Origin of the sequence: Amycolatopsis sp. FU40, assembly GCF_021903635.1 — a bacterium.
GTDB lineage: Bacteria > Actinomycetota > Actinomycetes > Mycobacteriales > Pseudonocardiaceae > Amycolatopsis > Amycolatopsis dendrobii.
The window spans coordinates 142,130-166,053 of record NZ_CP091381.1; the positions used below are offsets into that span (position 1 = coordinate 142,130).

A 23,924-nucleotide genomic window follows, 5' to 3' on the forward strand; every position below is an offset into this window, starting at 1 on the left:
ACCACCTGCTTCCCTTGCGCGGGTCCACCGAGCACCCCGCTTGGCCGCACGGCAGAGCCGACCGGACGCGCTCGCGTTCGCGGCTCGGCCGAGCCGCCGCCCCGGCAGTGTCAAGCTCTCAACCGGAGTCCCTTCGGAGTCGCGCGGAAGCCCGCTTCTTGCAGGATCTCGGCCAGTTCCGAGGTCAGCGCGTGTTCTCCGTCCGCGCGCTGAACGGCCAACTGGCCCAGCCAGCCTTCTCGGACCGCGGTCGACAACGCGGCCGCGGCGGCTTGCAGCGCACTGCGTTCCTCGGTGAAGCTCAGCAACGAGCGGCCGCCGCGTTCGACGTACAGGGCTGGGATTCCGTCGACCAGCACCGCCAGCGCTCCGGCTTTGCGCGCTGGGCGGTGTTTCGTGTCGCCTGTCGCGGCGGGCCAGGACAGCGCCGCTCCGTACGGCTGTGCTGGATCCGCGGCGGCGAGCACGACGGCACGCGCGTTGTCGTTTCGGGCCGTTGATGCAGGCGCGGTGCTGGAGAGGGCACGCAGCCGGTCGACCGCGCCCTTCGCAGCGAACTGTGCGGCACCGAGACCTTCGACGACATAGCCGCGGATGACCTGTCCAGTGTCTTCCATGCCGCGCAACACTTTGTAGATCCCGGAAAACCCGCCAGTGACCCGTTCGGTGTCGAGCGCTCCTCGGGTGAGGACCCCGTGCCGTTCCAGGAATGCCTCGGTGCGGGCATGTGCGCGGCGCGTCGGGTCGGCCTCGCGAGGCGGGGTCAGCGCCCAACGGCCGGCCGCGGTCGGCGGCCCGGTGCGCGACGGCATCGCCGGACGGCCGGCGCGCATGCGGGCGTATCGGCCGCGTGGCGCTTGCCGCCGCGGTTTGTGTGCGCCGTGTCCCGCGACCTGCGCGCGCAGCGGCGCGAGCGTGTCGCCGGTGACCAGTCCGGCCCACACCAGATCCCACAGCGCGGCCACCACGGCGCCGTCGTCCGGCGGTTGCTCCAGACCCGGCGTGACCCGGTCGACGAGCTGGCGGAAGAACAACGCTCCGCCTTCCAGCGCCGTCACGATCGCGTCGTGCAGCGGACTGGCCGGCGGATTCTCCTCGACCTCGGGCAGCAGCAGATCCGCGACGTCGGACGGAGCCAGCGCCAGCCAGCCGTCCCCGCCGGAGAGCGAACCGCAGCCTGCCCAGGTGACCTCGCCCGCGGTGGTGAGTTCGTCGAGCAGCGCGGGGGAGTAGCCCGGCAACCGGCTCGGCAGGATCAGCGACTCCACCGCACTCGCCGGCAACGGCGCACCGGCAAGCTGTTCGACCACCGACAGCACGTCGTCGGCCGTCGGCGCGGACCGCAGCCGTGCGCCGATTCCGTGCCACGAGGGCAAGAACCGGCCCAACGCCGCCGGTTCCACGGGCTCGACTTCTGCCCGCAGCCGAGCGAGCGACGCGCGCCGCAACCGCCGCAGTACGGCCGCGTCACAGTATTCGACGCCCACGCCATGGGTTTCCGGATGCCCGACCGGGCTCAGCTCGCCGCGGACCAGCCTGCCTTCACCGGTGAGCCGGTCGAGTACGCCGGTGACGACCGCTGAGCCCAGCCCGAACCGATCCGCCGCCGCTGTCGCGGAGAACGGACCGCGGGTGCGCGCGTAGCGGCCGAGCAGGTCGCCCAGCGGATCCGCGACCGGCTCGGTGAACGCCTCGGGCACGCCGACCGGAAGGGCGACGCCCAGCGCGTCCCGCACCCGCCCGGCGTCCTCGATGGCCAGATACCGCTCCTCGCCGCCGATCCGCACCTGGATCGCGCGCCGTGCCGAGGCGAGCTCTTCCAGCCATCCCTGCTGAATCCCGCGTTCCGCGGCTTCCGCGACGGACAGATCGCCGAGGAACCGCAGCAGGTCCGCCGCGTCTTCCGCGGACCGGGCGTGCCGATCCGGATCGAGCCGCTGCAACGACCGTTCGACCTCGGCCACGGCCTCGGGGTCGAGCAGCTCGCGGATCGCTTCCGTGCCCAGCAATTCGGCCAGCAGCGCGGAATCCAGTGCCAGCGCCGCCGCTCGTCGCTCGGCCAGCGGAGCGTCCGTCTCGTACAGGAACATCCCGACGTACCCGAACAACAGGCTCCGTGCGAACGGCGACGCGGCAGGCGTCTCCACCTCGACCAGCCGCACCTTGCGCGCCCGGACATCGGCCATCAGCTCCCGCAGGCCACCGACGTCGTAGACGTCCTGCAGAACCTCGCGCATGGCCTCCAGCACGACCGGGAACCGCTCGTACTTCGCCGCCACCGACAACAGTTGCGACGCCCGTTGCCGTTGCTGCCACAACGGCGTGCGCCGCCGCGGATCCCGGCGCGGCAGGAGCAGCGAGCGTGCCGCGCACTCCCGGAACCGCGCCGCGAAGACCGCCGAGCCGCCGACCTCCGCCACGATCAACTGCTCGACCTCCTCCGGATCCAGCAGGACGTCGTCGGCGGTGATGGCGACCTCGCCGCCGTCGGCATCGAGTGCGTCGGGCAGCCGCAGCACGATGCCGTCGTCGGAGTGCGCCACCTGGGCGTCGACGCCGCGGTTTTCCCGCAGCCGCGCGGCGATCGCGAGCGCCCACGGCGCGTTCACCTGCGCGCCGAACGGCGAGTGCAGCACGATCCGCCAGTCGCCCAGTTCGTCGCGGTAGCGTTCGAGCAGGATGACGCGGTCGTTGGGCACGTGCCGGGTCGCCGACTTCTGTTCTTCCAGATACGCCAGCAGGTTGTCGCAGGCGCGCTGGTCGAGCCCGGCCGCGGCGGCCCGTTCTCGCGCCGCTGCGGTGTCCGAAGTGGACAGTTCGCGGACGAAGGCGCCGAGCGCCCGGCCGAGTTCCAGCGGCCGTCCCGCGGCGTCGCCCTTCCAGAACGGCATCCGGGCGGGCTGGCCCGGAGCGGGCACGACGATCACCCGGTCATGGGTGATGTCGGTGATCCGCCACGACGAGGTGCCGAGCAGGATCGTGTCGCCGACCCGCGACTCGTACACCATCTCCTCGTCGAACTCGCCCACGCGCGAGCCGGGTTTGCCCTCGTCGCCCGGCGTCATCACGGTGAACAGCCCGCGGTCGGGGATCGTGCCGCCGGAGGTGACCGCCAGCCGCTGCGAACCCGGCCGTCCGCGGAGTTCGCCGCCGACCCGGTCCCACGTGATCCGTGCCCGCAGTTCGCCGAACTCCTCGCTCGGGTAGCGGCCGGCGAGCATGTCGAGCACCGCGTGCAGCGCGTCGTCCGGCAGCGAGCTGAACGGAGCCGCCCGCCGGACGAGCGCCGCCAGCTCCGGCACCGTCCACGGTTCGAGCGCCACCATCGCGACGACGTGCTGGGCCAGCACGTCGAGCGGGTTGCGCGGGTACCGCACCGCCTCGATCGCCCCGGTCGCCATCCGTTCCGCGACGACCGCGCACGACACCAGATCGCCGCGGAATTTCGGGAACATCACGCCGGAGGACACCGCGCCGACCTGGTGCCCGGCCCGGCCGACGCGCTGCAGCCCGGACGCCACCGTGGGCGGGGCCTCGATCTGCACGACCAGATCCACCGCGCCCATGTCGATGCCGAGTTCGAGCGACGACGTGGCCACCACGCACGGCAGCCGCCCGGACTTGAGCTCCTCTTCGACATGGGTGCGCTGCTCGCGGGACATCGACCCGTGGTGCGCCCGCGCGATGACCGGCTCCGCGCCCGTCGTGACGCCGGACTGCCCGACCGCCTCGGCCGGGAACGCGTCGCTCCGGGACAGACCGGTCTGCTCGGACGCGAGTTCGTTGAGCCGCGCGGTGAGCCGTTCGGTGAGCCGCCGCGAGTTGCCGAACACGATGGTGGAGCGGTGCGCGCGGATCAGCTCCAGCACCCGTTCCTCGACCGCGGGCCAGATCGACGGCCGCTGCACCGCCGCGCCTGCCACCTCTTCCTGGGTGCCGATCCCGCCTTCCGAGGGCAGCTGCGACAGCGACGTGAGGTCGTCGAGCCGCTCCATCGGCGAGGGCGCCGGGCCGTCGAGATTCGCCATGTCCTCGACGGGCACCTCGACCCGCACCTGGATCGTCTTCGCGAGCTTCGGCTGCACGACGGTGACCGGACGGCCGCCGGCGAGGAACGCGCTCACCTCGTCGATCGGGCGCACGGTGGCCGACAGCCCGATGCGCTGGGCCGGTTTGGGCAGCAGCGCGTCGAGCCGTTCCAGCGACAACGCCAGGTGCGCGCCGCGTTTGCCGCCCGCGACCGCGTGCACCTCGTCGACGATGACCGTCTCGACGCCCTTCAGCGATTCCCGCGCCGAGGACGTGAGGATGAGAAACAGCGACTCCGGCGTGGTGACCAGCACGTCCGGCGGGGTTTTCCCGAACGACCGGCGCTCCGCCGCCGTGGTGTCGCCGGTGCGCATGCCGACCTCGATCTCCGGGGCGGGCAGGCCCAGCCGGTGCGCGGCCTGGGAGATGCCCGCCAGCGGCGCGCGCAGGTTGCGCTGCACGTCGACCGCCAGCGCCTTCAGCGGCGAGACGTACAGGATCCGGCACCGCTCGCGCGGGTTCGCCGGCGGCGGTTCCGCCGCCAGCCGGTCCAGTGCCCACAGGAACGCGGACAGCGTCTTGCCGGACCCGGTGGGCGCCACGACCAGGGCGTGCTGCCCGGCGTGTGCGGCCCGCCAGGCCCCTTCCTGCGCGGCCGTCGGGGCGGCGAAGGCTCCGGCGAACCAGGTGCTGGTCGCCGGGGAGAAGAGGTCGAGGACGTCGTTTGCCACGGGATCCATCATGCGCGGCGCCCCCGACAATTTCCGGGGCCCCGGCAGCGGGCTCCGGTCCGGATCCCCTCGTGTGGGTGAGGCGATCGGCTCAGATCGCGTACTTCCACACGGTCAGCGAATAAGCCGAGTACCAGGCCCCGACCAGCACGAACACCGTCGCCGCGGCGATCATCGTGGACTTCTTGCGCCCGGCCAGCCCCATCGCGACGGGCAGCAGGAGCGCGAAGCCGGGGAGGACGAACCTCGACTTCAGGGCAGGCAGCCCGGCACTGCACAGGACCAGCACCAGGACGCCCGCCGCGTACGCGGCCAGCGGCCACGGCATCCGGCGTCCGGTGACGCAGACAACCGCGAGCGCGATCGCCGCGACCATCACCAGCACGACGAGCGTTTCCCACGCGTTGCCCGAGGTGAAAAGCGTCTGCGTGATCCACCGCCAGGCTTCGGCCCCGGCGTCGAAACGCGTGTTCCAGCCGCGAAGCTCCACGTCTTGCCAGCCGGTCACACTGCCGGTCTTCACCGCGACGAATGTCCAGTATCCGAGCAGGCCGAGCGGCGCGACGAAGACGCACACGAGCGCGTTCCACCGCTGTCTGTTCCGCCACACGTCGATGGCCGCGGCGATCACCACGACGGCGACCAGCACACACGCCGTGGACCGGGTGAGCCCGGCGAACAACGTCGCGGTCGCGGCGAGGTACCAGCGGCGTTCGAGCACGCCGACCAGCGCCCACGCGGCGAACGCGGTGAAGAGCGCCTCGGTCATCACCATGCTCTCGGCGATCGCCATCGGCGCGGCGCCCCACAACACCGCGAGCAGCAACCCCGCCCGCTGGCTGTGGACGAGCCGGCCGATCCGGTACATCGCCGTCGCCGCCGCGATCCCGGCGAGCGTCGACAGCAGGAGGCCCGCCCCGAAGTACGTCACCCCGGGCAGCTTCTCGAGCAGCCCGGTCAGCGCCGGATACAACGGGAAGTAGCCGTACGACGCGTCGGGATACGGCAGCCCGGCAGCGTCGAGCGGATTGCTCACGCCGGTGTAGCCGTGCTCCGCGATCTGCAGGTACCACCAGCCGTCCCAGGACTGCAGCCGGTCGCCGAGCGGCAGGTCCCGGGGCGCGGCCATGGCGGCGAGCGCGCCGAGGCCGACCACCCGCACGACGAGGTACAGCACTGCCGCGCGCACGTAGCCGGAGCGGCTCCATCTGCCCGCCGCGACCCGCAACGAGTGCGCCGGGCCGTCCGCCGCCGCCCGTTCGAACTGCTCCCGGCGGGTCTTGTCCGCTAGCTCTGTCATTGCCTCCCCGTCCTCGGAAGACGAGACGTTCCGTTTGTTCCCGGGGTTGCGCGCGCCGCGAGTTTCGCGGGTCCGCACGCACGGTGACCGGGCACGTGGCAGCATCTCCGCCAGCGCTGCTTGAGTCGAGGGGAAATTACTGTGCGGATCCTGTCGGTGGACCTCGGGACGTCCAACACCGTTGCCGTCCTTTCCGCGCACGGCAGGCCGCCACGCGTCGTCGAGGTCGACGGGTCGGCCAACATGCCCTCCGCGGTGTTCGCCGGGGAAGACGGCACGCTCATGGTCGGCCGGGACGCCGAACGTCGTGCGCGGCTCGACCCGACACGGTTCGAGCCCAACCCTAAACGGCGCATCGACGAGCAGACGCTGCTGCTCGGCACAGACGTCGTGCCGGTCAACGAAGCGCTCGCCGCGATCCTGCGCCGGGTGCTCGACGAGACCACGCGCCAGCTCGGCGGCGAGCAGCCCGACGAGGTGCGGCTCACCCACCCCGCGCAGTGGGGTCCGGTGCGCCGCAACGTGCTGCTGAGCGCGGCACGGCTCGCCGGCATTCGCGGAAACGTGGTCCTCGTGCCGGAGCCGGTCGCGGCTGCTGCGCACTTCGCGTCGTTCCCTGAGCGCGCCTTGGCTCCAGGGCAGGCTCTCGCGGTGTACGACCTCGGCGCGGGCACCTTCGACGTCGCAGTCGTCGGCGCGAACCAGAACGGCTACACAGTGCTCGCCGAGGACGGTCTGCCCGACCTCGGCGGCCTCGACGTCGACCAGGCGCTGATGGTCCACGTAGGACGTGAGGTGTCGCACTCGGACCCGCAGCGCTGGCAGCGGCTGCTTCGCCCCGAGTCCACTGCGGACCGGCGTACGCGACGCGCGCTGCAAGAAGACGTGAAGGCCGCGAAGGAGGCACTGTCTCGGCATCCGCAGACAGAGGTGCCGATGCCGGAGCCGTTCAAGGACGTGCTCGTCACGCGCGGAGAGCTCGAAGGCTTGGTGCGTCCGGCAATGCTGCGCAGCGTGGAGCTGCTCTCGCGGACCTTGCGTTCGGCCGGGCTGACTTCGGATCGTCTCGCCGGTATCTACCTCGTCGGCGGTTCGAGCCGGTTGCCGCTGGTCGGGTCGATGATCGCGGAGAAGCTCGGCGTCGTCCCCACGAGTCTCGACCAGCCTGAGACGGCTGTCGCGCTGGGTGCACAGCACGTCGCTAAAGACGGACTGTCGATGCGTACGCAGAACGTCGAGGGCCAAGTGGCGTCAGGTGCGCCGTACGCGCCGCCTGCTGCGCCGCAGGGCGGCTACCCGGCGTACTCGCCGACGCAGCCACAGCAGATGCCGCCGTTCCAACCTTCGCCGGCACCGTCCAACTTCCCGACGTACACGCCCGCGAAGCCGGAGAAGAAGAGCCGCACCAAGCTGTTGATCGGCATCGCGGCAGCTGTGGTGGTCGTGCTCGCCGCGGGATTGACTGTGTTCCTGACAACACAGGGTTCGTCGGTGAAGACGTATACCGCCGATGAGTGCCGTACGCCGGGCCAAGCCGACTCGTCCGGCCTGACCGGCTGCATGCGTCAGCTCGCCGGCAAGGTCGCTGACAACGGCGGCTGTGCTCCCGGCATGGGCAACGGCCCCGCCGCGCCGGCGAAGAGTCTCGGGACCGCGGCGACATGCGCCGCGCCGGGGCGCGCGGGCACTCAGGTGACGTACGTGCAGGGACAGTCGGCAGCGGAGCTGAAGCAGTACACCGACGGACTGCTCTCCTCCGCGGGCGGCGACCGCACCGAAGCGGACTGGAAGGGCAACGCGCTCGAAGGGCACTACGCGGCGGCGGCCGGGCAGTCGTCGGCGGTCCTCGTGTTCACCGTGAAGGACCGGCCTCTCGTCGGTTTCCTCTATCAGGTGAATTCCGGCGGGCAGGCGGCCACTCCGGGCGCGCTGGCCGACTACTTCGAACAGAGCGTCCAGCCGGGGGAGTGATCCCCGTTCGCGCGGGAAAGCTAGCATTCGCCCGATGCGTATCACGGTGTTCCGACGGCTGATGGCCGAGGAGTTCGGGTCCGGACGCGCCGAGATGCTCGCCAAGGACCACGTGTTCAGCGGGCTCGGCGGGCGCACGGTCGAAGAGGCGCTGAGCGCGGGAACGCCGGCCAAGGAGATCTGGCGAGCGGTCTGCGTCGAGTTCGAGGTGCCGCCGGAACGGCGCTGACCTGGGGTTTGCCGGTTCCGGTCGGCGCGAAGGGCGAAAACCGCGGCGCATGGGCGTGTCGCCGCGAGCCTCGAACATCTGTTCGTCTATGGTGTTGTGCACAACGGGGCCAGCGATCCACAGATCGGTCGCCGCGCCTGGAATTGTCGGTCCCTCCCCGTAGCGTCGGACCGGACAGAGCTTGGACCCCGGACAAGCTTGATCTGGACAACCGAACACACACAGGCCCCAACCAGCGAGGTGGACTTCCATGCCAGCAGCACCCGACAAGGACAAGGCGCTCGAGCTCGCCCTTGCGCAGATCGACAAGCAGTACGGCAAGGGCTCGGTGATGCGCCTCGGCGAGGAGTCCCGGCCGCCCATCGCCGTGATCCCCACCGGCGCGATCGCCCTCGACGTCGCCCTCGGCATCGGCGGCCTGCCGCGCGGCCGGGTCGTCGAGATCTACGGACCGGAATCCTCCGGTAAGACCACGGTCGCCCTGCACGCGGTGGCCAACGCCCAGCGCAACGGCGGCATCGCGGCGTTCATCGACGCGGAGCACGCGCTCGACCCGGAGTACGCGAAGCGGCTCGGCGTCGACACCGACGCGCTGCTCGTGTCCCAGCCGGACACCGGCGAGCAGGCGCTCGAGATCGCGGACATGCTGATCCGTTCCGGCGCGCTCGACATCCTGGTCATCGACTCCGTCGCGGCCCTCGTGCCGCGCGCGGAAATCGAGGGCGAGATGGGCGACTCGCACGTCGGTCTCCAGGCCCGCCTGATGAGCCAGGCGCTGCGGAAGATCACCGGTGCGTTGTCGAACTCCGGCACCACCGCGATCTTCATCAACCAGCTGCGCGAGAAGGTCGGCGTCATGTTCGGCTCGCCGGAGACCACCACCGGTGGTAAGGCGCTGAAGTTCTACGCGTCGGTCCGGCTCGACGTGCGCCGCATCGAGACGCTCAAGGACGGCGGCGAGCCGGTCGGCAACCGCACCCGCGTGAAGGTCGTCAAGAACAAGGTGGCCCCGCCCTTCAAGCAGGCCGAGTTCGACATCCTCTACGGCATGGGCGTCTCGCGCGAGGGCTCGCTCATCGACATGGGCGTCGACCAGGGCATCCTGCGCAAGTCGGGCGCCTGGTACACGTACGAGGGCGACCAGCTCGGCCAGGGCAAGGAGAACGCCCGCCGGTTCCTGCGCGACAACCCGGACATCGCCAACGAGATCGAGAAGCGCATCAAGGAAAAGCTCGGCATCGGCCCGCAGGTCGACGCCGAAGCCGAGGCAGTGCCCGCGCCGGTCGACTTCTGATCCGGGGAGGGGAGGGGATCGGCAGGTTCCCTCCCCGGTGCTCGGGCCGAACGCTGGGCCGCCGCTGAACCCGATGCGGTCTCTCGCGACAGCCTCGCCGGGGCGTGGCGGTGTTCCGGATACGGTGGAGCGTTGTTGTCCTGCGCGGAAGGTTTCCGCGGGACGGCGGGCGTGGTTCAGCGGCTCGCGGACGGGTCGGTCGGCGCGGTATGCCGGATCGGCCCGGGGCTGCGTGCGCAGGGCTGTCAGAGGTTGCCGGTGCTGGGCTTGCCGGTCCGAGCCTGTGCGAGTTCGGCGGCTATCGTCCGCCGGGATTCGCGCCGGTGTCGTGCTGTGGTGTCGGGCGGCGGAAACGGTAGAGGTGACGGTGTCGTCGTTCCAGCGGCGGCGCCGGGAAGAGGAGTGCGGTCGTGGCCAGGGCACCGAAGGTCGATCCGATGGAGTTGCCTCCGGAGGAGCGGGCCAAGAAGGCCAAGGAGATCTGCTTCGACCTCCTCGCCGCCCGGCCGCGGACAGCGGACGAACTGCGGCAGGCGTTGCAGCGCAAGGGGTTCGACAGCGAGACCGTCGAAACCCTGCTCGGCAAGCTCGACCGCGCCGGTCTCGTCAACGACGCCGAGTTCGCCGAAACCTGGGTCCGCAACCGGCACGCGAACCAGGGGCTGTCGCGCACGGCGCTGGTCGCGGAGTTGCGGCGCAAGGGCGTCGACGGGGAGATCGCGGCGCAAGCGGCGGAGGAAGTCGATCGGGACTCCGAGGAACAACGGGCTCGCGAACTCGTGCGGAAGCGCCTCGGGTCGCTCGGGAACGTCGACGAGCAGACCGCGATCCGCCGGCTGCTCGGGTTCCTCGCGCGAAAGGGCTATCCGCAGGGCATGGCGTACACGGTGATCCGCGACGAGCTTCGCGAATTCGGGGCGGAAGCCAGCATGCTGGACGACGTGACGGTCGACTGACCGCCCCGCGGCGCCAAGAAACCCGCCGCCTCCAGCGCGGAGACGACGGGTTTCCGGAACAGCTCAGCGCAGCGCGGCGGCCTCGGCGGCCAGCTTCTCGACGGCGGCGAAGTCCTTGGCCGCCAACAGCTTCGCGGGTGTCAGCCACGAGCCGCCGATGCAGCCGACGTTCGGCAGCGCCAGGTACGACGGGGCCGACGAAACCGTGATCCCGCCGGTCGGGCAGAACTGCAACTGCGGCAGCGGTCCGGCGATCGACTTCAGGAACGCCGCGCCCCCGCTGGCCTCCGCCGGGAAGAACTTGAGCGCGCTCAATCCGCGTTCGGCCAGCCGCATCGCTTCCGACACCGTGCTCGCACCGGGCAGGAACGGCAGCCCGGTGGCGAACGCGGCGTCCAGCACCGAGTCCGTGCAGCCTGGTGTCACCAGGAACTTCGCGCCCGCGTCGGCGGCCTGCTTCGCCTGCTCCGGCGACGTCACCGTGCCGGCGCCCACGACGATGTCCGGCACCTCCGCGGCCACCCGCTCGATCGCGGTCAGCGCGACCGGCGTGCGCAGCGTCAGCTCGATCACCCCGATCCCGCCGGCGTGCAGGGCGCGGGCCGTCGGCACCGCGTCGCCGACGTCGTCGATCACCACGACGGGCATCACGGGGGACAGGGCGAGCAGGTCCGTGCCGGTGGTCACTGACCGACCTCCTGGGTCTGGAGAGCGTACGAGGACTCGCCCATTGTCCCGCTTCCGAATGGCGGAACGCCCCGGGCGAGGTCCAGCTCCGGAGTGAGCGCGCCGAACACGCTCGCGCCCTGGTCAGCGGGCCCGACCGCGCGCCGCAACGCCCCGAACAGCTCCCGCCCGGTCCCGCTCCACGCGGCCTCCGACGGCGGGGCGTCCGTCAGGTCCCGGCGCGCCAGTTCGTCGTCCGCGATCAGCACGTCCAGCGATCCGGACCGCGCGTCGAACCGGACCACGTCGCCGTCGGCGATCCGGGCGATCGGCCCGCCCACCGCGGCCTCCGGCGTCACCTGAATCGCGGCAGGCACCTTGCCCGACGCACCCGACATCCGTCCGTCGGTGAGCAGCGCGACCCGGAATCCCCGGTCCATCAACACCCCCAACGCAGGCGTCAGACCGTGCAGCTCCGGCATTCCGTTCGCCTGCGGACCCTGCTGACGCAGCACCACGACCACGTCCCGGTCCAGCTCCCCGGCCTCGAACGCGACCCGGAACGCCTCCTGCGAAGTGAACACTCGCGCCGGTGCCTCCACGACGCGGTGTTCCGGGGCGACCGCCGACACCTTCGTAACCGCTCGACCCAAGTTGCCTTCCACCATCCGCAGCCCACCGTCCGGCGCGAACGGCCGCCACACCGGACGCAGCACCTCTTCGTCGAGGCTTCGCGTCGGCACGTCCCGCCACACCAGTTCGCCGTCCGACAAGATCGGCTCCTGCGTATACCGGCGCAGCCCGGGACCCGCGACAGTGAGCACGTCCTCGTGCAGCAGGCCCGCGTCGAGCAGCGTGCCGACGAGGAACTGGATGCCGCCCGCCGCGTGGAAGTGGTTGATGTCCGCGCTGCCGTTCGGATACACGCGCGCCAGCAGCGGAACGACCGCCGACAGATCCGAGAAATCGTCCCAGCTCAGCTGAATCCCAGCCGCCGCGGCGATCGCCACCAAGTGCATCGTGTGGTTCGTCGACCCGCCCGTGGCCAGCAGCGCCACGATGCCGTTCACGAACGCTTTTTCGTCCAGCACCTGCGAAATCGGCGTGTACGCCTCGCCCCGGGACAGTTCGACGACGCGTCGCCCAGCCTCTTCGGTGAGCGCCTTGCGCAACGGCGTATTAGGCGGCACGAAGCTCGCGCCCGGCAGGTGCAGGCCCATCACCTCGACGACCATCTGGTTCGAGTTGGCGGTGCCGTAGAACGTGCAGGTGCCGGCTGAGTGATACGACGCGGCTTCCGCGTCGAGCAGGTCTTCCCGCGTCGCGAGCCCCTCCGCGTACAGTTGCCGCACCCGGGCTTTTTCCTTGTTGGGCAAGCCCGAGTTCATCGGACCGGCAGGCACGAGCACCGCGGGCAGATGCCCGAACGACAGCGCGCCGATCAACAGCCCCGGGACGATCTTGTCGCACACGCCCAGCAGCAACGCCGCGTCGAACATGTCGTGGGACAACGCGATCGCCGTCGCCATCGCGATCACCTCACGGCTGAACAGCGACAACTCCATGCCCGGCCGTCCCTGCGTGATGCCGTCGCACATCGCGGGCACTCCACCCGCGAACTGTGCGACGCCGCCGACTTCGCGGACCGACTTCTTCAGCCACGCCGGGTATTCCTGCATCGGCTGGTGTGCGGAGAGCATGTCGTTGTAGGAGGAAACGATGGCCACGCCAGGTGCGCGCAGTTGGCGCAGCGCCTGCTTGTCGACGCCGTCCATGGCGGCGAATCCGTGTGCGAGGTTGCTGCAAGCGAGGCCGCGGCGGACCGGGCCCTCCTCGAAAGCGGCCGCGCTGCGGGCGAGGTACGCCGCCCGCGTGTCCGCACTGCGCTCGGCGATCCGGTCGGTGACGTCGGCAAGCACGCGGTGCACCGCGGCGGTCGGGTTCGGGCTGCTGCTCATCTCAAGCTCCCGGCTCGTGACGGGTTCGCGAGACGGCGGCGCTGGCGTCGCGGGAACGTGACGGTGCACACGGTAACCCGAAAACCCTCCGGAAACAAAATCGATTCAGAAACCCCTTGCGGGGTCGTCGGGCGGGTGCACCGCTGTCGGCGGACTGCCGGACGCTGCCGCTGAGCCGCGGTATGCGGCCGGTGTCTGCGGCTGCTGACGGTCGATGGGCGTCATCAATGTGAAACAGGCACTATCCGCGGCTGGAGGTGACGGTGGATGCGAGATTCGGAGATGCCCGACGAGCGTGAGCGTGCTTTGGGCATGGCGTTGCGGAATGCCCGGATCGAGGCGAGCCTCGGTTTGCGCGAACTGGGGCGGTGGGTCGGGGTCGACTCGGCGCAGCTGTCGAGCTGGGAACTGGGCGAGGAGGTTCCGACGCTGGAGGACGTGGCCGGGTTGCTGGGCGCGCTCGGAGTGGTCGGCGAGGAGAAGACGCGGATCATGGAACTGACACGTGAACTGGCCGGGTCGAGCTGGATCATGTACGGGTCGCAGGCGGACACGGCGCACTACACGATGGTGGCCGGCCACGAGCGGCACGCGGAGTCGATGACCGTGTGGGCTCCGCTGCAGATCCCGGAGCTGCTGCAAATCCCCGATTACGCGCGGCTGGTGTTCGGCCCGACCCTGTGGGACAACGAAATCCTGGAGCACGTCGTCGGGAATCGCTTGAGCCGCAACGAGGTTCTGTTCGGAGCGGACCCAGTCGAGGCGCGGATATTCGTCGGTACTGAGGCGCTGCGGCAGCACTTCGGTGATGCCGAGGTGATGCTGCGCCAGGTGCGGTACCTCATGGAGGTTGCGCAGACGGTGAAGATCCAGGTCGTCCCGAGCGAGGTCGTGACGGAGGGCGCGTTCAGCCGGTACCGACTGCGGGACGCGACCGACGTCGTGTACTGCCCGCACCAACGCGCGGGCGTTTTCCTGGCCGGCCGGGAAGCCGCCCCGTACGCGGACATCATCGAGCGGCTGGCCGAGTCCGCGCTGGCCTTCGAGGATTCACTGCACCATCTGTCGGCCGCAGCTGCCGGTTTCGCGGAGGAGGTGAAAGCCCAGCGGCTCGCGAACGAGACCGGACTGACGAAGCTCTTGACGGGCGAGGATCCAGCTGACTAGCGGCTGTTGCGTGGGGTGAGCTCCGGATAACTCTCTGTCTGTCGCGAGCGCGTCCCGCTCATCGGCGAACCGGCATCGGCGGCTCGATTTGCGCGTCAGACGTCCCGGCGTCGTCCCGGACCCCACTTTCGGCCCCTATCTGGCGAGAAATCCCCAGGTCAACAGGTACAACATGCCCCGCTCTGGTAAATGTGCTACTTGTCACAGTGCACCGCGCGAGGCAGAGTCGTACCTGGCGACGTTGATCGTCACCCGAACTGCCGGCCCCACCACCAGGGAGGCTTCCGATGTCCACCACAGAGATCGCCGAACTCCGGCGCACCATCGGCCAGTTGCGGCAGTGCGTGGGCGCATTGCGATCGCGCTACGGCGACGCGTCCGCGGTGCGCCGGCTGGCCAACGACGTCGAGCGGCTCGACATCGACAGCGCGGATCTGGACGGGCACCCGCCCGCTGTGCCCGCGCAGGCGAAACCCGTCGAACGCGTTCCTGTCCCCGATACTCCCTACGATCCGGCGCTGTGGAGCGGCGCCGACGACGAAGGTGTCGGTGGCTACAAGCGCGACCAGCGGTGAGCGCCCCCGCTGACAACGACGTCAGCCGCGCCCGCACCGGCGTTCGAGCGCCGGGGCGGGCGCTGCTCGCCGCCCGGACACTGCGCACCGACCGGTGGTGGCTGTCGCCCCTGCTCACTGTGCTGGGGCTGGCCACCTTCGTCGTTTACGCGACTGTCCGGGCATTCGTGCGCACTGCCTACTGGGTGCCCGAATACCATTATCTGACGCCGTTTTACTCCCCGTGTGTGTCCACCTCCTGCGTCCCGGGCTCAAGCCACTTCGGGCACTGGTTCGGCGAAATGCCGTCCTGGCTGCCGCTCGGCGTGCTCGTGCTGCCGTTCCTGCTCGGGTTCCGGTTGACCTGCTACTACTACCGCAAGGCCTACTACCGCTCAGTGTGGTTTTCCCCGCCGGCCTGCGCGGTCGCCGAACCGCACGCGCGCTACACCGGAGAGACGCGGCTGCCGCTGATCGTGCAGAACGTGCACCGGTACTTCTTCTACGTCGCGTGCGTCGTCTCGCTCGTCAACACCTACGACGCCGTCGTCGCCTTCCAGAGTCCCACCGGGTTCGGCTTCGGGCTCGGCAACGTGATTCTGGTGCTGAACGTCGTGCTGCTGTGGGCGTACACGCTCTCCTGCCACTCGTGCCGGCACGTCACCGGCGGGCGGCTCAAGCATTTCTCGAAACATCCCGTCCGGTACTGGATCTGGACGCAGGTCACGAAGCTCAACACCCGGCACATGACCCTCGCGTGGACGACGCTCGGCACGCTCGTGCTGACCGACTTCTACGTGATGCTCGTGTCCAGCGGCGCGATCTCGGACCTGCGATTCGTGGGCTGACCCCCGGAAATCCAGCAGCGCAAGGCAGTTCTCCCCAGCTCGTGAGGTGGCTTATTCCATGACCGAGGTCGAACGGCACAGCTACGACGTGGTGGTGATCGGTGCCGGCGGCGCCGGTCTGCGCGCGGTGATCGAAGCGCGCGAACGCGGTTTCAGCGTCGCGGTGGTGTGCAAATCCCTTTTCGGCAAAGCGCACACGGTGATGGCCGAGGGCGGCTGCGCGGCGTCGATGGGCAACGCCAACTCGAACGACAACTGGCAGGTGCACTTCCGCGACACCATGCGCGGCGGGAAATTCCTCAACAACTGGCGGATGGCCGAGCTGCACGCTCGGGAAGCGCCGGACCGCGTCTGGGAACTGGAGACGTACGGCGCGCTCTTCGACCGCACCGCGGACGGGCGGATCAGCCAGCGCAACTTCGGCGGGCACACGTATCCGCGGCTCGCGCACGTCGGCGACCGGACCGGGCTCGAGCTCATTCGCACTATGCAGCAGAAGATCGTTTCGCTGCAACAGGAAGACTTCAAGAAGTACGGCGACTACGAGGCGCGGATCAAGGTCTTCGCCGAGTGCACGGTCACCGAACTGCTGCTGGACAACGGCGCGATCGCCGGCGCGTTCGGCTACTGGCGCGAGAGCGGCCGGTTCGTGCTGTTCGAGGTGCCCGCGGTGGTGCTCGCGACGGGCGGCATCGGCAAATCGTTCAAGGTGACGTCGAATTCGTGGGAGTACACCGGCGACGGGCACGCGCTGGCCCTCCGTGCCGGCGCGAAGCTGATCAACATGGAGTTCGTGCAGTTCCACCCGACCGGGATGGTCTGGCCGCCGAGCGTCAAGGGCATCCTCGTCACCGAGGGCGTGCGCGGCGACGGCGGGGTGCTCAAGAACTCCGAGGACAAGCGATTCATGTTCGAGTACGTGCCCGAGGTGTTCAAGGGCCAGTACGCGGACAGCGAGAGCGAGGCCGACCGCTGGTACGCCGACCAGGAGAACAACCGCCGCACGCCGGACCTGCTGCCGCGCGACGAGGTGGCGCGGGCGATCAACTCCGAGGTCAAGGAGGGGCGCGGATCCCCGCACGGCGGCGTGTTCCTCGACATCGCGAGCCGGTTGCCCGCCGAGGAGATCCAGCGGCGGCTGCCGTCGATGTACCACCAGTTCAAGGAACTCGCCGACGTCGACATCACCAAGGAAGCCATGGAGGTCGGCCCCACCTGCCACTACGTGATGGGCGGCGTGGAGGTCGACCCGGACACCGGCGCGGCGAGCGTCCCCGGCCTGTTCGCCGCGGGCGAGTGCTCCGGCGGCATGCACGGCTCGAACCGGCTCGGCGGCAACTCGCTGTCCGACCTGCTCGTGTTCGGCAGGCGAGCCGGGTTGGGCGCGGCGTCCTATGTGGACGGCCTCAAGGACCGGCCCGCGGTTTCGCAGTCCGATGTGGACGCCGCGGCCGCGATGGCGCTCGAACCGTTCAACCCGCCCGCGGACGGCACGCCGGAGAATCCGTACACGCTGCACACCGAGCTGCAGCAGTCGATGAACGATCTTGTCGGCATCATCCGCAAGGCCGGGGAAATCCGCCAGGCGCTGGAAAAACTCGCGAACATCCGGCAGCGGGTCGGGCAGGTCACGGTGGAGGGCCACCGGCAGTTCAACCCCGGCTGGCACCTCGCGCTCGACCTGCGGAACATGCTGCTGGTGAGCGAATGCGTCGCCCGCGCGGCGCTGACCCGCACTGAAAGCCGCGGTGGCCACACCCGTGACGACTATCCGTCCATGGACGCGGAATGGCGGCACCGGCTGCTTGTCTGCGCCGCGCAGCCGGGCGACAACCCGCTCGTGCCGGACGTCGACGTGACCGTGAAGGAACAGGTGCCGATGCGGCCCGACCTGCTCGAACTGTTCGAACTCGACGAGCTGGGCAAGTACTTCACCGACGGCGAGCTGGAGACCCACCCCGGGAGGACCGCGTGAGCTACCAGGCGAAGTTCCGCGTGTGGCGAGGCGACGCGACCGGCGGCGACTTGCAGGACTTCACCGTGGAGGTGAACGAGGGCGAGGTCGTGCTCGACATCATCCACCGGCTGCAGGCCACCCAGGCCGCGGATCTCGCGGTGCGCTGGAACTGCAAAGCAGGCAAATGCGGCTCCTGCTCGGCGGAGATCAACGGCAAACCGCGGCTGTTGTGCATGACGCGCATGTCGACGTTCACCGAGGCCGAGGTCGTGACGGTCACGCCGATGCGCACCTTCCCGGTGATCCGCGACCTCGTCACCGACGTGTCGTTCAACTACACGAAGGCACGCGAGATCCCGTCCTTCACCCCGCCGGAGGGGCTGAAGCCCGGCGAGTACCGGATGCAGCAGGTGGACGTCGAGCGCTCGCAGGAATTCCGCAAGTGCATCGAGTGCTACCTGTGCCAGAACACCTGCCACGTCGTGCGCGACCACGAGGAGAACAAGGAGAGCTTCGCCGGACCTCGTTACCTCATGCGGATCGCCGAACTGGAGATGCATCCGCTGGACGTCGCCGACCGCCGCGACGCCGCACAGGACGAGCACGGGCTCGGATTCTGCAACATCACCAAATGCTGCACCGAGGTGTGCCCGGAAGGCATCCACATCACCGACAACGCGCTGATCCCGATGAAGGAACGCGTCGCCGACCGCAAGTACGACCCGATTGTCTGGCTGGGAGACAAGTTGTTCCGGCGCAATCGGTGACGTCCGCCGCCGAGGTGGCTGGGTTCGCCGGTGCGGGCCCGGTGGTGTGAGGCCGCGGGCGTGTCCCAATCGCGGGAGGCAGGCCTGTCTGGTTGCGGACGGCGGGCCTGCTTGTCCGCATGAGGCGGGTCGGTCGTCTGCGGGCAGCAGGTCTGCTTGTCCGTGGCACAGGCTTGCTCTTTCGCCGACGGCGGTCCCGTGCACTTGCTGACGGCGGGCTTGCTCGTTCGCGCGATGTGGGCCTGCGGTGTCGCCTACGGCGGGCTCGTTTGCTCGGAGACGGCGGCTCCGTGCTCTTGCCGACCGCGGGCCAGCTTACCCGCGGATTGCGGGGGCTGAGTTCTCGCGCGAGAGCCTCTGCGCGCGTGCGCTGCGGGCGTATTCAGTTGTGGTTGGGCAATAAGCGGTCCCTTCTTGGTTGATGAGCCTGGTCCTGACGGCAGGTCGATGCACCGATCCCGGCAGCTGTCGTCCGCGCGGACGCCGCGATTCCCTTATCCGGGCAGCGTGATCTCACCGCGCGCAGAGCGAGGCCGCACCGACCAGTGCGCTGGCCAACGCACTGGGAGAGAAAAGGGAATCGCGACGGCCGCAACGAGAACGCTCGCGGGCTCACATCACATGCGATGTACTTACTTCAACGAAATCAACGTTAGCAGGACCGGCTACCGGACGGCATCACTCGATCGGCTCGACCGCCGGAAGGTCGATTTCCGTTGCCCGCAAAGGACTTCTCGAGAGGACAGGAACGATGATCACCGGCGCGCACGTCATCCTCTACAGCAAAGACCCGGCAGCGGACCGAGAGTTCCTCAAGGGCCTGCTAGGCCACATCGACGCGGGCGAAGGCTGGCTCATCTTCCGTTTGCCCCCAGCGGAACTAGCCGTGCATCCGACAGAAGGAGCGCCGCAGCAAGAGCTCTACCTGATGTGCGACAACCTGGACGAAACAGTCCGGCAGCTGACCGAGAAGGGAGCCGAAGCGGACGGTGAGGCGACCACGGCGGCATGGGGCACACGTGTGTCGATCCGCCTCCCCAGCGGCAGCGTGCTGCCCCTGTACCAGCCGCGGCACCCGCCAGCACACGGCTAAAACAAGAAGCCCCTGGCGCTGCAAGGGAAGCAGCGCCAGGGGCTTCAGGCGAGAACGGAACGAACCGTCAGGCAGGTCCAGCGCCCCCGAGCACGTTGCTGCTCGCGGCAGCGGAGAGCCCCGCCTGCTCGATGCCGGCGTCCGTGTCGATGTGCTTCTTGCTGCGCCGGTTGCGTCGCTCCAGGTAAGTCGCGAGCGCGGTCAGCAGCAGGCACATCGCGATGTAGATCGCGGCCGCCACGAGGGTCGACGGGACGATCGGGCGGCCGAAGGCGCCCTGGCTGCCGATGTAGCGGGCGTAGTACAGCAGCTCCGGGTACGTCACGAGGAAGCCGAGCGCGGTGTCCTTGAGCAGCACGACCAGCTGGCTGATGATCGTCGGCAGCATCGCGCGCAGCGCCTGCGGCAGCAGGACCGTGAACATCACCTGGGTCTTGCGCATGCCGAGCGCGTACGCGGCTTCGCTCTGGCCCTTCGGCAGGGACTGGATACCCGCGCGGAACACCTCCGCCAGCACCGAGCCGTTGTACAGCGTCAGGCCGAGCACCACCGCGAACAGCGGCGACGTGTCGATGCCGAGGGTCGGGAGGCCGTAGTAGAACAGGAACATCAGGATCAGCAGCGGGATCGCGCGGAAGAATTCCACGACGAACGTGCAGATCCCGCGCACCCACGCGTGGTCGGACAGCCGTCCGGCGGCGAACACCGCGCCGAACACGATGGCCAGCACCGCGCCCAGCGCGAAGGCCTTCACGGTCGCCAGGACGGCGTTCGCGAGGTCGCTCTGCACCTGGGAGTACTGCAGCCACTCCCATTTGCGCCCGGCGAACTGGCCGCTGTCGACGAAGCGGTAGACGATGAACGCGATCAGCGCTGCCACCACGAGGATGCCCAGCACCGCGTAGATCCGGTGCCGCGCCCGCGCTTTCGGGCCCGGGGTGTCGAACAGAACCGTGCTCATCGGGCCACGCTCCAGCGCTTCTCCAGGCTGCGCTGCACCAGCGACAGCACCGCTACGAGGATGATGAAGCCGAGTGCCACCCACAGCAGCGCGATCATCTGGTTGTCGCCGCGTTCGGACACGTACTGCCGGATCGCGCCGGCCTCGGCGACCGAGAACCCGCTGGCGATCGTCGTGTTCTTCAGCAGCGCGATGAGCATGCTGACGAGCGGCGGGACGACCGACCGCAGCGCCTGCGGGAGGACGATGCCGCCGAGGATCTGCCCGGACGACAGGCCCAGCGCGCGGCCCGCCTCGGCCTGGCCGAGCGGCACCGTGTTGATGCCCGAGCGCACGACCTCGCAGATGAACGCGGACGTGTAGATCGTCAGCGCCACCGCGGCGGTCGGGAAGTAGTCGATCTTGACGATGTCGAGCAGCGGGTAGGCGAACACGAGGAACGCGAACACCAGCGTCAGCGGCGTGTTGCGCAGGACGGTCACGTACGTCGTGCCGATCGCGCGCAGCACCGGGACCGGGCTCACCCGCAGCATCGCGAGGATCGTGCCCAGCACCAGGCTGCACGCCCCCGCGATCAGGAACAGTTCGATCGTGGTGAGAAAGAACGGACCGAAGAGGTCCAGATTGTCGAGCAGGACGTCCATGGAGCCTTCCCCGCGTCCGTGTGCCGATAGTGGGTGTGCGGCGGCCGGTGGGCGAAAGCTTCGCCCACCGGCCGCCGGATCAGGTCAGTACCGCTCGATGGCCGGCGGCGTCGCGGGCGCGCCGGACTTGCCGAGGGTGGCGTCGTAGATCTTCTTCCAGGTGCCGTTGGTCTCGGCGGCCTGCAGCAGGTCGTCGATCTTGTCGCGCAGCACCTTGTCGTCCTTGTTCAGGCCGATGCCGTAGGGCTCCTTCGAGAACGGCTTGCCGACGACCTTGAAGCTGTCCGGGTCCTGCGCCGCGTAGCCCTTGAGGATCGCGTCGTCGGTGGTGACCGCGTCGACGTCCTTCGTGGTCAGCTTCTCCACGCACTGCGAGTACTTCTGGAACTCGACGATCTGGTCGGTCAGCTTCTGCTCGCGCACGCGCTGGATCGGGGTCGACCCGGTGACCGAGCAGACCTTCTTGCCCTTCAGCGTCTCCGGGCCGGTGATCGAGGTGTCGTCCTTGCGGACCAGCAGGTCCTGCCCGGCCTGGAAGTACGGGCCGGCGAACGACACGAGCTTCTTGCGCTTGTCGTTGATGGTGTAGGTGCCGACGTAGAGGTCGACCTGGCCGTTGGAGATGGCCTGCTCGCGGGCACCCGAGTCGACCGTCGTGTACTTGATCTTGTCCTCGCTGATGCCGAGGCCCGCCGCGACCATCCGGGCGATCTCGATGTCGAAGCCCTGGAACTTGCCGGTCTTCGGGTCCTTCTGGCCCAGCTCGGGCTGGTCGTCCTTGACGCCGATGGTGATCGAGCCCGCGGACTGGATCTTCTTGAAGATCGGCGAGCCGTCGAGCTTGACGTCCTTCGCCACTTCGTAGGTCGGCAGCGCCGCGGCGTTGCTGTTGGCGTCCCCGCCGGAACCGGCCGGGGTGCCTTCCTTGCCGCAGGCGGTGAGCAGCAGCCCGCCGGCGAGCAGAGCGGCCGCGAGGGTGCGGATCCTCATGTCAGTCTCTCCAATATCTGTCCGGGAAAATCTGTCCGGGAACGTCGGTACCGGTCGGGGTAGCGCCGGTGGACACGGCCGATTACAGCCACCTCGGCCGCGGGGCGCCGGGGGATTCCCCCGAACGGGTCAGTGGGTCAGGATCTTGCCGAGGAAGTCCTTCGCGCGGTCGGACTTCGGCTTGGTGAAGAACTCCTCCGGCGTCGTGTCCTCGACGATCTCGCCGTCGGCCATGAAGATGACGCGGTCGGCGGCGCGGCGGGCGAAGCCCATCTCGTGCGTGACCACGAGCATGGTCATGCCGTCCTTCGCCAGCCCGGTCATCACGTCCAGCACCTCCTGGACCATTTCCGGGTCCAGCGCCGAGGTCGGCTCGTCGAACAGCATCACCTTGGGCTTCATCGCGAGCGCGCGGGCGATCGCGACGCGCTGCTGCTGGCCGCCGGACAGCTGGGCCGGGTACTTGTCGGCCTGGTTCGCGATGCCGACGCGCTCGAGCAGTTCCATCGCGGTCTTGCGAGCCTCGGCCTGCGCGGTCTTGCGCACCTTCACCGGCGCGAGCATGACGTTCTCGAGGATCGTCTTGTGCGCGAACAGGTTGAACTGCTGGAAGACCATCCCGACGTCGGCGCGCAGCGCGGCGAGCGCCTTGCCCTCGGCGGGCAGCGGCACGCCGTCGACGGCGATCTCGCCGGAGTTGATCGGCTCGAGCCGGTTGATCGCGCGGCACAGCGTCGACTTGCCCGACCCGGACGGCCCGAGCACGACGACGACCTGGCCGCGCGGCACCTCGAGCGTGATCTCGCGCAGCACGTGCAGCTCGCCGAAGTACTTGTTCACGGCGGCCGCCTTGATCATCGGCGTCGCCACCTCGGTGGTCATCGTGGCCTCCAGAGCTCCGTTGGTCAGCGGCGTCCGCGGAACCGGGGTTCCGCAACGCTTGCGGAAACCTACTACCGGGACATCTCTTGTAAAGACGGCTTGAGCAATACTTAGGGTTTCAACTACGTATCGGATGCGGCCGTCGTGGCGGCGTTCAGCCTAGTCGGGACTGTGGCGGCCGCCACGCACCGTGTCCGCGTGCCGCGGTGCCCTAGAGTCCGGCTACCGTGGTCTGGATCACCGGGGAGGAGCAAGCGTGCGCGTGCTGCTGGTGGAAGACGACGACCGGGTCGCCGGGGCGCTCGTGCCCGCGCTGGTCCGCCGCGGGCTCACCATGCAGCGGCTGCCGTCCGGGGCAGGTGTGCTCGACCGGGTCCACGACGTCGACGTGATCCTCCTCGACCTGGGGCTTCCCGACGTCGACGGCGTGGTGCTGTGCCGCCAGATCCGCGCGGTCAGCGACGTGGCGGTGATCGTCGTGTCCGCGCGCGGCGAGGTGAACGACCGGGTGCACGGGCTGCGCGCCGGCGCCGACGACTACCTGGTCAAGCCGTACGACGTGGAGGAACTGCTCGCGCGTGTCGAAGCGGTGCGGCGGCGGCGCGTCGAACGGCCCGCGCCGTCCGTGCCGGTGGTGGAGGTCGGCGACGTCCGGATCGACCTCGCCCGGTACGAGGTGCTGGTCGCGGGCGAGCCGATCGCGTTGTCCCGCAAGGAGTTCCAGGTGCTCGCGCTGGTCGCGGCGGCGGGCGGCGCGGTGTGCTCGCGCGAACAGGTGCTGAACGAGGTGTGGGGGCACCGCGGCGCGGCGGAGAGCCGTTCGCTGGACGTACACGTCGCCACCCTGCGCACGAAGCTCGGCCGTCCGGCGCTGATCGAGACAGTGCGCGGCGTCGGCTACCGGCTGGGCAGCCGGCGGGACTGACC

At 69.4% G+C, this 23,924-nt stretch carries 19 protein-coding genes; 11 read left to right on the forward strand and 8 right to left on the reverse strand.

Annotated elements, in window-relative coordinates; genetic code table 11:
• Nucleotides 1-110: 110 nt before the first annotated feature.
• Nucleotides 111-4,772 carry an ATP-dependent helicase gene (locus L3Q65_RS01915; RefSeq protein ID WP_370648167.1) on the reverse strand — a complete coding sequence of 1,554 codons (4,662 nt, stop codon included), beginning with the start codon at nt 4,770-4,772 and terminating at the stop codon, nt 111-113.
• A gap of 79 nt (nt 4,773-4,851) precedes the next feature.
• Entirely contained in the window at nt 4,852-6,060 is a 1,209-nt protein-coding gene (locus L3Q65_RS01920; RefSeq protein WP_182890841.1) for a hypothetical protein, read from the reverse strand.
• Between the two features lie 141 nt (nt 6,061-6,201).
• Between L3Q65_RS01920 and L3Q65_RS01925 the strand changes: the two genes are divergently transcribed.
• From L3Q65_RS01925 to L3Q65_RS01940, 4 genes are all read left to right on the forward strand, one after another.
• Nucleotides 6,202-8,031: an Hsp70 family protein gene (locus tag L3Q65_RS01925; protein ID WP_182890840.1), complete on the forward strand. Its 1,830-nt coding sequence runs from the start codon at nt 6,202-6,204 to the stop codon at nt 8,029-8,031.
• Between the two features lie 34 nt (nt 8,032-8,065).
• Entirely contained in the window at nt 8,066-8,260 is a 195-nt protein-coding gene (locus tag L3Q65_RS01930) for a DUF3046 domain-containing protein (RefSeq protein ID WP_037713086.1), read from the forward strand.
• A 250-nt stretch (nt 8,261-8,510) separates the two neighbouring features.
• Nucleotides 8,511-9,554, forward strand: coding sequence for a recombinase RecA (recA, locus tag L3Q65_RS01935; RefSeq protein WP_009075062.1), 1,044 nt, complete (start codon nt 8,511-8,513; stop codon nt 9,552-9,554).
• A 437-nt stretch (nt 9,555-9,991) separates the two neighbouring features.
• Nucleotides 9,992-10,510 (forward strand): regulatory protein RecX, encoded by a 519-nt coding sequence (locus L3Q65_RS01940; protein ID WP_182890928.1) that lies wholly within the window; start codon nt 9,992-9,994, stop codon nt 10,508-10,510.
• Between the two features lie 63 nt (nt 10,511-10,573).
• Here the strand turns inward: L3Q65_RS01940 and eda are convergent, their stop codons facing one another.
• Nucleotides 10,574-11,197 carry a bifunctional 4-hydroxy-2-oxoglutarate aldolase/2-dehydro-3-deoxy-phosphogluconate aldolase gene (gene eda / locus L3Q65_RS01945; protein ID WP_237598657.1) on the reverse strand — a complete coding sequence of 208 codons (624 nt, stop codon included), beginning with the start codon at nt 11,195-11,197 and terminating at the stop codon, nt 10,574-10,576.
• Nucleotides 11,194-13,134, reverse strand: a complete 1,941-nt coding sequence (gene edd / locus L3Q65_RS01950) for a phosphogluconate dehydratase (RefSeq protein ID WP_182890838.1) — start codon at nt 13,132-13,134, stop codon at nt 11,194-11,196. The genes eda and edd overlap by 4 nt, the downstream gene beginning before the upstream one ends.
• 267 nt (nt 13,135-13,401) lie before the next feature.
• Between edd and L3Q65_RS01955 the strand changes: the two genes are divergently transcribed.
• From L3Q65_RS01955 to L3Q65_RS01980, 6 genes are all read left to right on the forward strand, one after another.
• Nucleotides 13,402-14,301, forward strand: a complete 900-nt coding sequence (locus L3Q65_RS01955) for a Scr1 family TA system antitoxin-like transcriptional regulator (RefSeq protein ID WP_182890837.1) — start codon at nt 13,402-13,404, stop codon at nt 14,299-14,301.
• A gap of 287 nt (nt 14,302-14,588) precedes the next feature.
• Nucleotides 14,589-14,876, forward strand: a complete 288-nt coding sequence (locus L3Q65_RS01960; protein WP_182890836.1) for a hypothetical protein — start codon at nt 14,589-14,591, stop codon at nt 14,874-14,876.
• Nucleotides 14,873-15,703 (forward strand): hypothetical protein, encoded by an 831-nt coding sequence (locus L3Q65_RS01965; RefSeq protein ID WP_182890835.1) that lies wholly within the window; start codon nt 14,873-14,875, stop codon nt 15,701-15,703. Before L3Q65_RS01960 ends, L3Q65_RS01965 begins: the two co-directional genes overlap by 4 nt.
• Before the next feature lie 58 nt (nt 15,704-15,761).
• Nucleotides 15,762-17,678, forward strand: coding sequence for a fumarate reductase/succinate dehydrogenase flavoprotein subunit (locus tag L3Q65_RS01970; RefSeq protein ID WP_237598658.1), 1,917 nt, complete (start codon nt 15,762-15,764; stop codon nt 17,676-17,678).
• On the forward strand, nt 17,675-18,427 hold the full coding sequence (locus L3Q65_RS01975; protein WP_182890833.1) for a succinate dehydrogenase/fumarate reductase iron-sulfur subunit: 753 nt from the start codon (nt 17,675-17,677) through the stop codon (nt 18,425-18,427). The genes L3Q65_RS01970 and L3Q65_RS01975 overlap by 4 nt, the downstream gene beginning before the upstream one ends.
• Nucleotides 18,428-19,178: 751 nt before the next feature.
• Nucleotides 19,179-19,520: a VOC family protein gene (locus L3Q65_RS01980; protein WP_237598659.1), complete on the forward strand. Its 342-nt coding sequence runs from the start codon at nt 19,179-19,181 to the stop codon at nt 19,518-19,520.
• 67 nt (nt 19,521-19,587) lie between these two features.
• Here L3Q65_RS01980 and L3Q65_RS01985 read toward each other — a convergent pair whose 3' ends face one another.
• The 4 genes from L3Q65_RS01985 to L3Q65_RS02000 form a co-directional block, all read right to left on the reverse strand.
• Nucleotides 19,588-20,481, reverse strand: a complete 894-nt coding sequence (locus L3Q65_RS01985; protein WP_182890831.1) for an amino acid ABC transporter permease — start codon at nt 20,479-20,481, stop codon at nt 19,588-19,590.
• Nucleotides 20,478-21,125 (reverse strand): amino acid ABC transporter permease, encoded by a 648-nt coding sequence (locus L3Q65_RS01990; protein ID WP_182890830.1) that lies wholly within the window; start codon nt 21,123-21,125, stop codon nt 20,478-20,480. Before L3Q65_RS01990 ends, L3Q65_RS01985 begins: the two co-directional genes overlap by 4 nt.
• Nucleotides 21,126-21,209: 84 nt before the next feature.
• The gene (locus tag L3Q65_RS01995; protein ID WP_182890829.1) at nt 21,210-22,115 is read right to left on the reverse strand and encodes a glutamate ABC transporter substrate-binding protein; all 906 of its coding nucleotides are present in this window, start codon (nt 22,113-22,115) and stop codon (nt 21,210-21,212) included.
• 129 nt (nt 22,116-22,244) lie between these two features.
• A complete protein-coding gene (locus L3Q65_RS02000; protein WP_182890927.1) occupies nt 22,245-22,973 on the reverse strand; it encodes an amino acid ABC transporter ATP-binding protein in 729 nt (242 codons plus the stop codon).
• A gap of 280 nt (nt 22,974-23,253) precedes the next feature.
• On the opposite strand from L3Q65_RS02000, the gene L3Q65_RS02005 reads away from it, so the two are divergent.
• On the forward strand, nt 23,254-23,922 hold the full coding sequence (locus L3Q65_RS02005) for a response regulator transcription factor (protein WP_182890828.1): 669 nt from the start codon (nt 23,254-23,256) through the stop codon (nt 23,920-23,922).
• Nucleotides 23,923-23,924 lie beyond the last annotated feature (2 nt).

Coding starts and splice junctions, on each gene's coding strand:
- L3Q65_RS01915 (WP_370648167.1), bottom strand. CDS start 4,772: ATGATGGATCCCGTGGCAAACGACGTCCTCGACCTCTTCTCCCCGGCG.
- L3Q65_RS01920 (WP_182890841.1), bottom strand. CDS start 6,060: ATGACAGAGCTAGCGGACAAGACCCGCCGGGAGCAGTTCGAACGGGCG.
- L3Q65_RS01930 (WP_037713086.1), top strand. CDS start 8,066: ATGCGTATCACGGTGTTCCGACGGCTGATGGCCGAGGAGTTCGGGTCC.
- recA (WP_009075062.1), top strand. CDS start 8,511: ATGCCAGCAGCACCCGACAAGGACAAGGCGCTCGAGCTCGCCCTTGCG.
- L3Q65_RS01940 (WP_182890928.1), top strand. CDS start 9,992: ATGGAGTTGCCTCCGGAGGAGCGGGCCAAGAAGGCCAAGGAGATCTGC.
- edd (WP_182890838.1), bottom strand. CDS start 13,134: ATGAGCAGCAGCCCGAACCCGACCGCCGCGGTGCACCGCGTGCTTGCC.
- L3Q65_RS01955 (WP_182890837.1), top strand. CDS start 13,402: ATGCGAGATTCGGAGATGCCCGACGAGCGTGAGCGTGCTTTGGGCATG.
- L3Q65_RS01960 (WP_182890836.1), top strand. CDS start 14,589: ATGTCCACCACAGAGATCGCCGAACTCCGGCGCACCATCGGCCAGTTG.
- L3Q65_RS01970 (WP_237598658.1), top strand. CDS start 15,762: ATGACCGAGGTCGAACGGCACAGCTACGACGTGGTGGTGATCGGTGCC.
- L3Q65_RS01980 (WP_237598659.1), top strand. CDS start 19,179: ATGATCACCGGCGCGCACGTCATCCTCTACAGCAAAGACCCGGCAGCG.
- L3Q65_RS01985 (WP_182890831.1), bottom strand. CDS start 20,481: ATGAGCACGGTTCTGTTCGACACCCCGGGCCCGAAAGCGCGGGCGCGG.
- L3Q65_RS01990 (WP_182890830.1), bottom strand. CDS start 21,125: ATGGACGTCCTGCTCGACAATCTGGACCTCTTCGGTCCGTTCTTTCTC.
- L3Q65_RS01995 (WP_182890829.1), bottom strand. CDS start 22,115: ATGAGGATCCGCACCCTCGCGGCCGCTCTGCTCGCCGGCGGGCTGCTG.
- L3Q65_RS02000 (WP_182890927.1), bottom strand. CDS start 22,973: ATGATCAAGGCGGCCGCCGTGAACAAGTACTTCGGCGAGCTGCACGTG.